The 11,819-nt window shown below is 79.4% G+C and carries 12 protein-coding genes and 1 rRNA gene; 3 read left to right on the top strand and 10 right to left on the bottom strand.

The window, feature by feature from the left end; genetic code table 11:
• Nucleotides 1-58 precede the first annotated feature (58 nt).
• Complete coding sequence (locus CHB98_RS20545; protein WP_089307473.1) at nucleotides 59-925, top strand: TetR/AcrR family transcriptional regulator; 867 nt, start codon at nucleotides 59-61, stop codon at nucleotides 923-925.
• A gap of 88 nt (nucleotides 926-1,013) precedes the next feature.
• Here CHB98_RS20545 and CHB98_RS20540 read toward each other — a convergent pair whose 3' ends face one another.
• The 5 genes from CHB98_RS20540 to CHB98_RS20520 all read right to left on the bottom strand — a co-directional run bounded on the left by CHB98_RS20540 (nucleotide 1,014) and on the right by CHB98_RS20520 (nucleotide 5,892).
• Nucleotides 1,014-1,730: a class I SAM-dependent methyltransferase gene (locus tag CHB98_RS20540; protein WP_089307472.1), complete on the bottom strand. Its 717-nt coding sequence runs from the start codon at nucleotides 1,728-1,730 to the stop codon at nucleotides 1,014-1,016.
• 114 nt (nucleotides 1,731-1,844) lie between these two features.
• Entirely contained in the window at nucleotides 1,845-3,689 is a 1,845-nt protein-coding gene (gene recN, locus CHB98_RS20535; protein WP_218822457.1) for a DNA repair protein RecN, read from the bottom strand.
• Nucleotides 3,664-4,770 carry an NAD kinase gene (locus CHB98_RS20530; RefSeq protein WP_089307471.1) on the bottom strand — a complete coding sequence of 369 codons (1,107 nt, stop codon included), beginning with the start codon at nucleotides 4,768-4,770 and terminating at the stop codon, nucleotides 3,664-3,666. The genes recN and CHB98_RS20530 overlap by 26 nt, the downstream gene beginning before the upstream one ends.
• A 124-nt stretch (nucleotides 4,771-4,894) precedes the next feature.
• Nucleotides 4,895-5,692 carry a TlyA family RNA methyltransferase gene (locus CHB98_RS20525; protein WP_089307470.1) on the bottom strand — a complete coding sequence of 266 codons (798 nt, stop codon included), beginning with the start codon at nucleotides 5,690-5,692 and terminating at the stop codon, nucleotides 4,895-4,897.
• Nucleotides 5,692-5,892, bottom strand: a complete 201-nt coding sequence (locus CHB98_RS20520; RefSeq protein WP_089307469.1) for a hypothetical protein — start codon at nucleotides 5,890-5,892, stop codon at nucleotides 5,692-5,694. The genes CHB98_RS20525 and CHB98_RS20520 overlap by 1 nt, the downstream gene beginning before the upstream one ends.
• 200 nt (nucleotides 5,893-6,092) lie before the next feature.
• Here CHB98_RS20520 and CHB98_RS20515 point away from each other — a divergent pair, with 200 nt between their 5' ends.
• On the top strand, nucleotides 6,093-6,410 hold the full coding sequence (locus tag CHB98_RS20515) for an alkyl sulfatase C-terminal domain-containing protein (RefSeq protein ID WP_245821489.1): 318 nt from the start codon (nucleotides 6,093-6,095) through the stop codon (nucleotides 6,408-6,410).
• Between the two features lie 67 nt (nucleotides 6,411-6,477).
• Here CHB98_RS20515 and CHB98_RS20510 read toward each other — a convergent pair whose 3' ends face one another.
• Nucleotides 6,478-7,563: an HAD-IIA family hydrolase gene (locus tag CHB98_RS20510; protein WP_089307467.1), complete on the bottom strand. Its 1,086-nt coding sequence runs from the start codon at nucleotides 7,561-7,563 to the stop codon at nucleotides 6,478-6,480.
• Nucleotides 7,560-7,955, bottom strand: coding sequence for a tetratricopeptide repeat protein (locus tag CHB98_RS20505; protein ID WP_089307466.1), 396 nt, complete (start codon nucleotides 7,953-7,955; stop codon nucleotides 7,560-7,562). Before CHB98_RS20505 ends, CHB98_RS20510 begins: the two co-directional genes overlap by 4 nt.
• A gap of 95 nt (nucleotides 7,956-8,050) precedes the next feature.
• Between CHB98_RS20505 and CHB98_RS20500 the strand changes: the two genes are divergently transcribed.
• Nucleotides 8,051-9,358, top strand: coding sequence for a DUF1015 domain-containing protein (locus tag CHB98_RS20500; RefSeq protein ID WP_245821488.1), 1,308 nt, complete (start codon nucleotides 8,051-8,053; stop codon nucleotides 9,356-9,358).
• Between the two features lie 8 nt (nucleotides 9,359-9,366).
• On the opposite strand, the gene CHB98_RS20495 is transcribed toward CHB98_RS20500, so the two are convergent.
• The 3 genes from CHB98_RS20495 to rrf form a co-directional block, all read right to left on the bottom strand.
• Complete coding sequence (locus tag CHB98_RS20495) at nucleotides 9,367-9,723, bottom strand: single-stranded DNA-binding protein (protein WP_089307464.1); 357 nt, start codon at nucleotides 9,721-9,723, stop codon at nucleotides 9,367-9,369.
• A gap of 99 nt (nucleotides 9,724-9,822) precedes the next feature.
• A complete protein-coding gene (locus CHB98_RS21900) occupies nucleotides 9,823-10,677 on the bottom strand; it encodes a tetratricopeptide repeat protein (RefSeq protein ID WP_179224760.1) in 855 nt (284 codons plus the stop codon).
• A gap of 1,058 nt (nucleotides 10,678-11,735) precedes the next feature.
• A 5S ribosomal RNA gene (gene rrf, locus CHB98_RS20480) occupies nucleotides 11,736-11,819 on the bottom strand; the annotation flags it as partial.

The following is an 11,819-nucleotide window of genomic DNA, read 5'->3' as shown; positions in this document are numbered from 1 at the left end:
CGCGCCTGCCCCACCCGCCCCGCCGGTGCCCCCTCCCCGCCTGGCTAGCGTGGGGAGGGTGACTCCGAGCGCTCGTGCCGTCGGCCGTACCGACCCCGACGACGTCGCGCCGGAGCCGCCCGACGCGGTCGTCCGGCAGCTGCCGGCCCCGGAGCCCCCGCCTGCACCGGCGCCCGCCGAGGACGGCGCCGCCGACGACGGTGCGCTCCCGCTGCCGGGCACCACGACCCCGGCCGCTCCCCCGGCCGCCGCCGAGCCCGACCCGCGCGGCCGCCGCGGGCGGCGCGCGCTGCGCGGGCCGGGCCTGCGCGAGCGGCGCCGCCAGCAGACCCGTGCGGCGATCATCGAGGCCGCCGCCGAGCTGTTCGCCGAGCGCGGGTTCGACGCGGTCAGCGTGGTGGAGATCGCCCAGCGGGCCGGCGTGGTGGAGAAGACGGTGTTCAACCACTTCCCGGTCAAGGAGGGGCTGGTCTTCGAGGCCGACCCGCCGGTGCGCGCGGCCCTGCTGGAGACGGTGCGCACCCGCCCGGCCGGCGAGTCGGTCACCGCGGCGGCCGGCACCTTCGTCGTCCGGGCGATGAGCGGCCTGGGCGCCCCGGAGGCCGCCGCCGGCGTGGCCGAGATGGCCCGGGTCATCCGCGGCAGCCGTACCCTGCAGGTGCGCGAGCGGGAGATCCTCGGGGAGCTGACCACCGCGCTGGCCGGGCTGATCGCCGAGGAGACGCACGCCGAGCACGGCGACCTGGCACCCTGGCTGGCCGCGCACGCGGTGCTCAGCCTGTACGCGGCCCTGCTGGAGCTGGCCCGCGACCGGGTGCTCGACGGGGTCTCGGGGCCGGAGCTGTCCGCGGAGCTGCGCGCCCGCGGCGAGCGCGGCCTGGCACTGCTGCAGTTCGGCCTGGCCGGCTACGCCAAGCGGAGGTAGGCGCCGAGCCGCCCCGCGAGGACCGGGACCGGCTCGGGCGCCGCCGGGGGACGGCACCCGGCCCCGGTGCGGTCCGCGGACCGCGGTGTCACGACGTGATCTGCAGGGCCGTGAGCAGCTGGGCGGCGCGGTCGCCGGGGATGTCGGGCTCCTGGGTGAACAGGGCGACGGCGACCATGTACTCGCCCTCGCCGGCCCAGCCGCGGCCCTCCGCGCACAGCCGGCGGATGTGCTCGCGCACCTTGGGCTCGCTGCTGTACTCGCCGTAGTCCAGGCCCATGGCCAGGAAGTTGGCCACCCGGTAGCCGAGGTCCTCGGCGGTGCGGACGGTCGTCCCCGGGTCGGCGTAGCTGGGCACCGCGGTGACCACGTTGCGGTAGCCGGCCTTGAGCAGCTGCAGCACCAGGTCGTTGCCGTGCACGCCGCCCCACAGCTCGGGCATGAGGATGTCGCGGTCCGGCGCCGGGATGTACGGCGGGTTGGCGATCACCGTGGGGACCGACGGGCCGGCCGCGGAGTCCGCCCGGTCGAAGAAGTCGCCGAGCTCCACGGTGTAGCGGTCGGCCACCCCGCGGGCGGCGATGTTCTCCCGGGCCCGGTCGACCGCGGGGGCGCTGATGTCGAAGCTGCGCACCCGCAGCTCCGGCAGGCCGGCCACCACGTCGGCGATGGCGGTGGCGTCCCCGGTGCCGAGCTCGGCCACGCCCTCGTCGGCCCAGCGCAGCTGCTCGCGGTACTGGGTGAGCAGCATGCACACGGAGAACCCGTAGTGCGCGGACTCGTCGACGGCGGAGAAGCAGCTCACCGGGCGGCCCCGCCCGCCGGGCGGTGGACGGCGGGCACGGGCGGGGTGCGACGTCGGTAGGGCACGATCCGGCCCTACCCCTCCGTTCCGGTCCCCACTCCTGGCGAGGTGGGCTCACCCCACCCTGCGGGCGGTGGCCGCCACGGCGAGCAGCTCGCGGGCGTGCGCCTGCCCGGTGTCGCTGTCGGCCAGCCCGGACAGCATCCGGGCCAGCTCCCGCACCCGGTCCTCGCCGTCGACGGCGCGGATGTCGGTGGCGGTCACCCCGGCCCCGGTGTCCGGTGACTTGTCGACGACCAGGTGGGTGTCGGCGAACGCCGCGACCTGGGCGAGGTGGGTGACGACGACGACCTGGTGCCGGCGGGCCAGCCGGGCCAGCCGCCGGCCGATCTCCCCGGCGGCCTGCCCGCCGACGCCGGCGTCGACCTCGTCGAAGACCATGACCGGCACCGGGTCTGCGCCGGCGAAGACCACCTCGATGGCCAGCATCACCCGGGACAGCTCCCCTCCGGAGGCGCCCTTGTGCACCGGGCGCGGCGGGGCGCCGGGGTGGGCGGCCATGAGCAGCGCCACCTCGTCGATGCCCTCGGCGCCGGGCGCGGCCGGGTCGCTGTCGATCGAGAAGGAGACGCGCGCGCTCCTCATCGCCAGGCCGGCGAGCTCCGCCCCCACCTCGGCGGCGAACCCGTCCGCGGCGGCCCGCCGCCCGGCCGACACCTGCGCGCCGAGGTCGTCGACCTCGGCGCGGGCGGCGTCGCGGGCGGCCTCCAGCGCCTCGAGGGCCTCGTCGGAGACATCGAGCTCGTCCAGGCGCCGGCGCGCGTCCTCGGCCCAGCCCAGGACGCCGGCGACGCCCTCGCCCACGTCGGCGTACTTGCGCACCAGGGCGGTGATCGCCGCCCGGCGGTCCAGCACCTCGGCCAGCCGCGCGGGGTCGGCGTCCAGGTCGGCGACGTAGGTGGCCAGCTGGCCGGCCACGTCGGAGACGACGGCCACCGCGTCGGTGAGGTCCTGGGCGAGCATCACCAGCGTGGGGTCGTCGGAGCCGGCCAGCGCCCGCTCGGCGATGGCCAGCGCGGCGACGGCGTCCTGGGGCAGGTCCTCCCCCAGGTCGCCGGTGACGTCGCCGGCCAGGGCGACCCGCGCCTCGTCGGCGGCGGCGCGCAGCGCGTCGGCGTCGCTGAGCCGCCGCGCCTGGGTGTCCAGCTCCTCGTCCTCGCCGGGCTGCGGGGCGACCGCCCCGATCTCCTCCAGCCCGTGCCGCAGGACGTCGGCGGCCTGGGCGAGCTCGCGGGCCTGGCCGCGGCGGCGGTCGAGGTCGCCGGCCAGCTGCCGCCAGCGGGCGTGCGCCTCGCGGTAGCGGTCCAGCAGCGCCAGGTGCGGAGCACCCGCGTAGCGGTCCAGGGCGCGGCGCTGCTCGGCCGGGCGGGACAGCCGCAGCTGGTCGCTCTGCCCGTGCACGGCCAGCAGGCCCTCGGCCAGCTCGGCGACGACGCCGACCGGGACGCTGCGCCCGCCCAGGTGGGCCCGCGAGCGGCCCTCGGCGCTGACCGTGCGGGCCAGGATGAGCGTGCCGTCGTCGTCGGGGTCCGCGCCGGCCTCGGCGGCCCGCTCCCACACCGGCGAGTCGGCGGGCAGGGCGAGCCGGCCCTCGACGCCGGCCCGGCCGTTGGCGCGCACCCGGCCGGGGTCGGCGCGGCCGCCGAACAGCAGGGTCAGCCCGGTGACGACCATCGTCTTGCCGGCCCCGGTCTCGCCGGTCACCACGGTCAGCCCGTCGCCGAGCTCGAGGGTGACGTCGTCGATGGCCCCCAGGCCGCGGATGCGCAGCTCGGTGAGCCGGCCCAGCGGCGTCCCCCCGTCGGCGGCCGCCGGGGCGACGTCCGTCGCCGCCGGCCCGGTCATCTCCGCCGGGCGGGCCGCCCGGCGGGTCTCACGCGTCGTCGTCCGTGCCGCCACCGCGGCCCTCCTCCCCGCCCTCGCGGCGGACGTCGCCGTGGACACCGCCGTGGACACCGCCGTGGACACCGCCGTGGACACCGCCGTGGACACCGCCGTGGACGTAGCCGCGGGCCAGCACGTTGCGGCCGGCGTCGATCTCCCGGCCCGGGTCGTGCCGGCGGGCCTCCCGGAAGCCGCGCACCGGCAGGCCGAACTTGGCCACCAGCCGGTCGCCGAAGGTCGCGGCGTGCACCCGGGCGATCCGCACCGGCCGGGCGGCGCGGCGGATGTCGACCCGCCCCCCTGCGGGCACCTCCAGGGCGCGCCGGCCGTCGGCGGACACGCGCGCGAGGTTGCCGTCGGCCGGGATGGCCACGGTGAGCACCGAGTCCGGGGAGGTGACCAGCGGCCGGGCGAACAGCGCGTGGGCGTTGGACGGCACGACGAGCATCGCCTCCACGTCGGGCCACACCACCGGCCCGCCCGCGGAGAAGGCGTAGGCGGTGGACCCGGTGGGCGTGGCGCACAGGATGCCGTCGCAGCCGAAGCTGGTCAGCGGCCGGCCGTCGATGGCCACGACGACGTCGAGCACCCGGGAGCGCTCGGCCTTCTCCACCGACGCCTCGTTCAGCGCCCACGTGCCGCCCACGACCGCGCCGGTGGCGTCGAGGACGTCGACCTCGATGGCCAGCCGCTTCTCCACCGAGTACTCGCAGCGCTCGATCGCGGTGAGGGTCTCCTCGACCGCCTCCGGCTCGGTCTCGGCGAGGAAGCCGACCCGGCCGAGGTTGACCCCCATGAGCGCGGCGTTGCTGTAGCGGGCGAGCTCCGCGGCGCGCAGGAAGGTGCCGTCGCCGCCGAAGACCATGACGATCTCCGCGCCGCGCGCGGCCTCGGCGTCGGCGGGGACGACCTGGGCGCCCTCGATGCCGAGCGCGACCGCCTCGTCCTCGAGCAGCCGCACGGTGATGCCGCCCCGCGCCAGCCGGGCGGCGGAGCTGCGGGCGAGCTCCACGATGTCCTCGCGGCCGGTGTGCACGGCGAGCAGCACGTGCCGGCCGCCGCTGGGCGCCCAGACGGCGGGGCTGACCTCTGTCACGCTTCCTCCTCGCCGGTGCCCGTCCGGGGTGTGCCGGACGGCGCGGTGTGCCGGGGGGACCCGGCGGCCCCGGTCCAGCGTCCTCCACGGCCGCTGCGGCCGGCCGGGCGGTCGGGGGCACGGCTCACCGGGGGCCGTCCTCGACGGCGCGCTGCACGTCCTCCTCCCGCGGCGGCCCGGCGTCGCGGCGCAGCCAGAGGAAGAACTCCACGTTGCCGGCGGGGCCGGGCAGCGGGCTGGCCACCACGCCGGCGGTCCCCCAGCCGATCCCGGCGGCCGCCCGCGCCACCTGCAGGACGGCGTCGCGCCGGTGCGCCGGGTCGCGCACCACGCCGCCGGCGCCGAGCCGCTCGCGGCCGACCTCGAACTGCGGTTTCACCATGGGCAGCAGGTCCGCCGCGCCGGTCGCGCACGCGGTGAGGGCCGGGAGCACCAGCCGCAGGGAGATGAAGGACAGGTCGGCGACGACGAGGTCGACCGGGCCCCCCACCTGCTCGGGCGTGAGCGTGCGGACGTTGGTGCGCTCGAGCACCCGCACCCGCTCGTCGGTGCGCAGCGACCAGGCCAGCTCGCCGTACCCGACGTCGACGGCCACGACCTCCCGGGCACCGCGGCGCAGCAGCACCTCGGTGAACCCACCGGTCGAGGCGCCGGCGTCCAGGGCCCGGCGTCCGTCGACCGGCACGGGGAGGGCGTCCAGCGCGCCGAGCAGCTTGTGCGCCCCGCGGGAGACCCAGCTGGGCCGGTCGGGGTCGGTGCGCACCACCACGGGGGTGTCGGCGTCCACGCCGGTGGCGGGCTTGCTGGCGGCCCGCCCGGAGACGGCGACCCGGCCCTCGGCGATGAGCGCGACGGCGTGCTCGCGCGAGCGGGCCAGCCCGCGCCGCACGAGCTCCGCGTCGAGCCGGCTGCGGCGGACCATCAGAGCCGGTCGATCGTGCCGAGCTCGTGCTGCAGCCGGGCGTGCTCGGCCTCGAAGACGGCGACGTGCTCGGTCACCGGACGCCGGTCGAGGTCGGCGAACGCCGCACCGGCCGCGGCCGCGGCCGCCGCGGGGTCGGCCGGGACCGGCCCCGGGCCGGGCCGGGGGGGCCCCGGGACCGGTCGGGTCGGCTCGGTCATGGCTGGGCCTCTCGGGTGGGCGGCGGCGGGCCGGCGGGACGTCGGGGCCGCGCTCCGGGCGCTGCCCGGTGCTGCTCCCCCGGCCCGCGAGGGTACCGGCCGGGGCCGACGCGCACGGTCCGGCGGCGGGCGCTAGCGTTCGGCGGCCCGGTCCGGCCAACCCTGGGAGGCGTGCCCGCGTGGCGACGATGGAGCAGTGCATGACGGCCCTGGAGGGCATCCTCGGCGACCTCGCGGCCAAGCCGGCGGCACAGGGCCTGGACCGCAGCCTGTCCTGCCGGCTGACCGACCTCGAGCAGACCGTCCGCGGCCGGCTGGCGAGGGGCACGGTCCGGGAGCTGCGCGCCGAGCCCGACGAGCAGTCGCTGGAGAAGGCCGACATCCGGTTCACCATGGCCAGCGACGACCTGGTCGCCCTGACCGAGGGCCGGCTGTCCTTCGGCTCGGCATGGGCGTCGGGGCGCGTGAAACTGGAGGCCGGCCTGCGCGACATGCTCCGGCTGCGCACGCTCCTCTGAGGACGGCCCCTCGGCACGGGCCCGGCGACGGGGCCCTGCGGGAGGGCCGGACGGACCCCCGGCCACCTCAGCCGCCCAGCCCCCACCGCCGGAGCACGGCCGCGGCGGCCTCGTCGGCGGCGGCCACCGGCGCCGGTGCCGCCGCGCCGGGGTGGCGGGCCCAGTGCGCGACGCACATCGCGCGCAGCCCGTCGAGCCCGTCGGCGTCCGCCGCCGCCCCGGCCGCGTCCCGGCCCAGCCGCAGCGCGCCGTCCGCGGCCCCGCCGCCGACCCGGGCGACCCACCCGCCGCAGCGCCACCCGCCGTCCTCGGCGGTCACCGGGGGGTGCGTGGTGAGCAGGCCGCCGGCGTCGGGGGCCAGCAGGTCCGGCCGGCGCGCGGGGCCCGCGGCCAGCAGGGTGGCCGGGTTGGTGACGCCGCTGAGCACGAGCAGGGTGGCCGCCGCCGCCCGGCGCCCGCCCTCGACGTCGGTGTCCAGCCGGTCGCCCACGACCAGCGGCCGCCGGGCCCCGGTGCGCCGGACGCACTCGGCGTGCATCGCCGGGTCGGGCTTGCCGGTGACCAGCGGGGGCCGGCCGGTGACGCCGCTGACCACGCCCACCAGGGCGCCGTTCCCCGGCAGCGGCCCGTGCGCCGAGGGGATGGTCGCGTCGGCGTTGGTGGCGACGTGCTCGGCGCCGTTGCGGACCGCCACCACGGCCTCGGCCAGCTCGGTCCACCCCACGTCGCGGCCGTAGCCCTGCACCACCGCCCGCGGCTGCTCCTCGGCCCGGGACACCACGGCGAGGCCGGCCGCCCGGAGCGCAGCGGCGACCCCCGGTCCGCCGACCGGCAGCACGCGGGCGCCGGCACCCAGCCGCTGGGCGACGACCGTGGCCGCCGCCTGCGAGCTGGTGATGACGTCCGGGGGGCCGGCCGGGACGGCGAGGTCGGTGAGGTGCGCGGCGACCTCCTCCGGGGTGCGGGAGGCGTTGTTGGTGACGAACCCGAGCCGCATGCCGGCCGCGCGCGCGGCCGCGAGCGCCCCGGGGACGCCGGGCACCGCCTCGGGGCCGACGTAGACCACCCCGTCGAGGTCGAGCAGCGCGACGTCGTACACCCGGCACGGCGCGACGGCGGCCCCGCCGGCCAGCGGCACCCGCGGTGCGGTCACGAGGTCTCCCCGTCCCGGCGGGCGCGGACCCCGCGCAGCGCGCGGGAGTAGTGACCGACGTCCGGGCGCATCGCCACGGCCAGGGCCAGGTGCTCGGCGGCCAGGTCCAGGTCGCCGGCCCGGCTGGCCGCCAGGCCGAGGCCGAACTGGGCGTAGTCGTCGGCCGGGTTGCCGGCGGTGAGCTCGCGAAAGGTGCCCACGGCCTCCTCGTAGCGGCCGGCGTCGTACTGCGCCCGCGCCAGCGCCTCCAGCAGGCTGCGCGAGCCGGGCTCGGCCGCGGCGGCGCGGGCGAGCAGGGTGGCGGCCGCCGCCGGGTCCCGGTTGGCCAGCAGCTCCAGCCCGCGCTGGTACCAGTCGTAGACCCCGCCGTCGGGGACCCCCGTCTCGTCCACCGTCTCCCCCTCGCTCCGGGCGCCGCCCGGCGCTGTCGACGCCGCCGGTCCGGCGACGGCCGCGCCCCGGAGCGCAGCCCTCCTACGATCTGCTCGTGCCCTCGTCGCCGGCGGACCCCCCGCCCCCAGCAGCCGCGTCCGGGCTCCGGGTCCGGCCCTTCCGCGCGCTGACCTACCACCGACGGGACCCCGGCGCGCTGGCCAGGGTCAGCTCGCCAGCCTACGACCTGGTCACCCCCGAGGGCCGGGACCGGCTGACCGCCGCCGACCCGCACAACATCGTGCGCCTCATCCTGCCGGGCGTCGCGGCGGGACCCGGCGGCCCCGGAGACGGCGGTCCGGGGGACGGCGGGGTGCAGCGCTCGGTGGCCGGGGCGGCCGCGGCGCTGCGGGACTGGGAGCGCACCGGGGTGCTCGAGCGGGACGCCGAGCCCGCGCTGTGGGTCTACGCCCTGCGACCGGCCGGCGGCGCGCCGGAGACCGTCGGCTGGCTGGGCGCGGTGGGGCTCCCGGCGACCGGCTCCCGCGCGGTGCTGCCGCACGAGGACACCGTCCCGGCGGCCGTGGAGGGGCGCCGGGCGCTGCTCGCGGCCACCGCGACCGACCTGGAGCCGATCGTGCTGGCGCACGACCCGCACCCCGACGTGCCGGCGCTCGCCGCGGCAGGACGGCGCGGCACCCCGGCGCTGGAGCTCACCGACGCCGACGGCGTCCGTCACGCCCTGTGGCGGGTGGCCGACCCGGACCTCACCGCCCGGGTGACCGCGGCGCTCGCGGGCACCGGCGCGGTCATCGCCGACGGCCACCACCGCTTCGCCGCGGCGCGCGCCCACGGGGCGCGGGAGATCCTGGCACTGCTCACCCCGATGGGGCCGGGCGGGCTGCGGGTGGACCCCATCCACCGGGTGGTGCCCGAGCTGGCGCTCGACGAGGCGGTCGCCGCGGCCTCGGCCGGCTTCCGCCTGACCGCGCTCCCGGCCGCAGCCGGGGGCGCCGGGCGCGAGGTGGCGCGCTGGCTGGCCGACCCCGGGGAGACCGGCGTGCTGGTCAGCGACGGCTCCCGGCTGGTGCGGCTGGACCGGCCGTCGGGCCGGGTCACCGGCGCGGTGCCCCCCGAGGCGCCTGCGGCCTGGCGCGGGCTGGACGTGGTGCTGGTCCACCACGGACTGGTGCGGCGGCTGTGGGGCCGCGCCGACGACCCCGCCGGGGTCCTGGTCGCCCACGGCGTCGCCGCGGCGCTGGAGGGTGCCCGTGCCTCGCGCGGCGTGGCGCTGCTGCTGCGGGCGCCCTCGCCGGCCGACGTGGCCGCCGTGGCCCGGGCCGGCGCCCGCATGCCGCGGAAGTCGACGCTGTTCGTGCCGAAGCCGCGGACCGGGCTGGTGCTGCGACCGCACGGGGACTGACCGGACGATCACGCCGTGCGCGCGTCGGGCCCCGCGGAGCGCGGCACCTTCCGCCCGCGCCGGCAGTTCACCTCGGTGACCGACGCGGTGCCGCTCCCGGTGCGCCAGAACCGGCGCTGCAGCGCGCCCTCGACCTCCACGACGTCCCCGGCTTGCCACGCGGCGACGCGGCGCTGCAGGGCGCGGTCGTAGGTGATGCAGGGCAGCACGTCGACCGACTGACCCCGGGCGCGCGGCTCGGGCCGGCGCACCACCAGGCGGAAGCTGACCAGCATGTCGCCGCTGGGCAGCGTCCGCAGCTCCGCCGGGGCGGACAGCCGCCCGCGGAGCACCACGTCGTTCCGGTCGATCACAGCCACGCTCATGACCGCAGCCTCACCGGCCCGCCGGGCCCGGACCAGGCCCGGCGCCGGTCTGTGGACCGGGCCGGTGGGTGTGGACGACGCGCGCCGCGCTGTCGGGGGTCAGTGCCCCGGGGCGGGTCCCTCGGCGGGCGCGTCCTCGCCGAGCAGCTCGGCGACCTCGGCCTCGACGTCGCCGGTGAAGTCGTAGGCGCCGCCCGCGCCCTCGTCGTCGACGTCGTCCACGTCCAGGACCTCGGTCTCGCCGGCCCCCGCGTCGGCCGGTGACCCGGTGCCCCCGGTCGCGTCGCCGGTGACCGGCAGCTCCTCCTCGGAGAACTCGACGTCGGACTCCTCCGGGGTGTGCTCGGCGACCGCGGCCTGCCACGCGCCGGCGAGCTCCTCCTCGCCGCCCGCCGCGAGCAGGTCGGCGTACGCGGTGGCCACCCGCAGCAGCGCGGGGTCGGTCAGGTCGACCGACTCCGGCCGCGGGCGGCCGCCCAGCAGACCCTCCAGGACGAGGCGCGCCGCGGGCAGCTCGCCGAGGTCGGCGCGCGCGCCGGCCTCGACCAGGCGCAGCTCCACGGTCTCCCCCTCGTCCGGCCGGTCGGTCAGCGCCTCGCGGACCAGGCGCAGCGCGACCTCCGGGCGGCCGAGGGCGCGCTCGCAGTCGGCGAGCACCGCCCGGTAGCCCTCGTCGCCGCTCATCCGCCGGTAGGCGCGCAGCTCGCGGGCCGCCTCGGCGTAGTCCCCGGCGTGGTAGGCGGCCACGCCGACCGCCTCGCGGACGACGGCGACGCGGGACGCGCGGTCGCGGGCGGCGCGGGCGTGCGCCAGGGCCTCCTCGGGCCGGTCGTCGACGAGCGTGCCGGCCACGACCAGGTGCCCGGCGACGCGCTCCGCGTTGCGCGGCTCCAGGCCGCGCAGCGCCGCGCGCACCGACCGGTCGAGGTCACGCGGGTCGGCCCAGTCGGGCACCTCGGGTCCCGCGGGGAGGGGTGGGGTGCGCTCCCGGTCACCGGCCGGGGACCGGCCGCCCTCGGGTCGCCCGCGGCGGTCGTCGGCGGGACGGCGGTCCCGCCGGTCGCCCCGCGGCGCGCCCGGGCGCCCCTCGCGGGACTGGTAGCCGGACCGCGGACCGCCGGAGCGCTGCGGCGGCCCGTCCCGCCGGTCGCGGGCCGGCTCGGGACGCTCGCCGCGCGGCCGGTCGCGCCAACCGGTCCGCACGCCCTGCGGCCGCTCCCCCGACGGTCGCCGGTCCTGCCAGCCGCCGCCGGTGGGGCGAGCGCCCTCCGGCCGGCCGGTGCGGTCGTCGCGGCCGCGCTCACCCGCGGGGCGGCGGTCGCGCCACTCGGGGCGGCCGGCGCCGGTGCGGTCACCCTGGGGCCGGCGCTGCTGCCAGCCGCCGCGGTCGTCGCGGCCGCCGTCGCCCTGCGGGCGGCGCTCCTGCCACTCCCGGCGCGGCGCACCGCCGCCGGTACCGCGACCGGCCGGCCGGTCTTCCCGGCCGTGGCCGGGCTGGGCACGGCGGTCCTGCCACTCCCGGCGGGCGCCGGGCGCGGAGCCGCCGTCGCGCTGCGGGCGCCGGTCCTGCTGCGGTGCGCCCCGGCCGCGGCCGTCACCGCTCTCGGGGCGACGGCGCCGGTCCTGCTGCGGTGCGCCCTGGCCGCGGCCGTCAGCGCTCTCGGGGCGACGGCGGGGCCGCTCCGCGTCGGGACGGCGGTCCTGCCAGTTGCTGCTGCGGGGCTCCCCCGACCGGCCGGCCGCGGGACGGCGGCCCTGCCAGGCACCCTGGCCGCCGCGGCCGCCGGCGCCCGCCCGCGAGCCCGCGCCGGACCCCTGCGGACGGCCCTGCCCGGAGGCGCCGCGACCTCCTCGCGGTGCCTGTCCGCCGGACCCGCCGGCGCCTCGTCGCGGTGATGTCATGGACGTCTGCGCACCTCGGGGTGAGTGCAGCACGCGCGGTGCTGCAGATGTGTCGGGAACAGCAGAACGGGGGCCAGAGCACAGGCTCTGACCCCCGTTCGGGAATGGTCGTCCGGCGGCGTCCTACTCTCCCACCCCGTCTCCGGGGCAGTACCATCGGCGCTGAGAGGCTTAGCTTCCGGGTTCGGAATGGG

The sequence above is a fragment of the Geodermatophilus pulveris genome, from assembly GCF_900188375.1.
Taxonomy (GTDB): Bacteria; Actinomycetota; Actinomycetes; order Mycobacteriales; family Geodermatophilaceae; genus Geodermatophilus; species Geodermatophilus pulveris.
This window is presented reverse-complemented; position numbering and strand designations above follow the sequence as displayed.

Excerpts from the sequence above, each read along its gene's own strand:
- CHB98_RS20525 (WP_089307470.1), bottom strand. The coding sequence starts at position 5,692 with ATGGTCCGCCGCAGCCGGCTCGACGCGGAGCTCGTGCGGCGCGGGCTG.
- CHB98_RS20495 (WP_089307464.1), bottom strand. The coding sequence starts at position 9,723 with ATGAGCGTGGCTGTGATCGACCGGAACGACGTGGTGCTCCGCGGGCGG.
- CHB98_RS20515 (WP_245821489.1), top strand. The coding sequence starts at position 6,093 with ATGACGGCCCTGGAGGGCATCCTCGGCGACCTCGCGGCCAAGCCGGCG.
- CHB98_RS20520 (WP_089307469.1), bottom strand. The coding sequence starts at position 5,892 with ATGACCGAGCCGACCCGACCGGTCCCGGGGCCCCCCCGGCCCGGCCCG.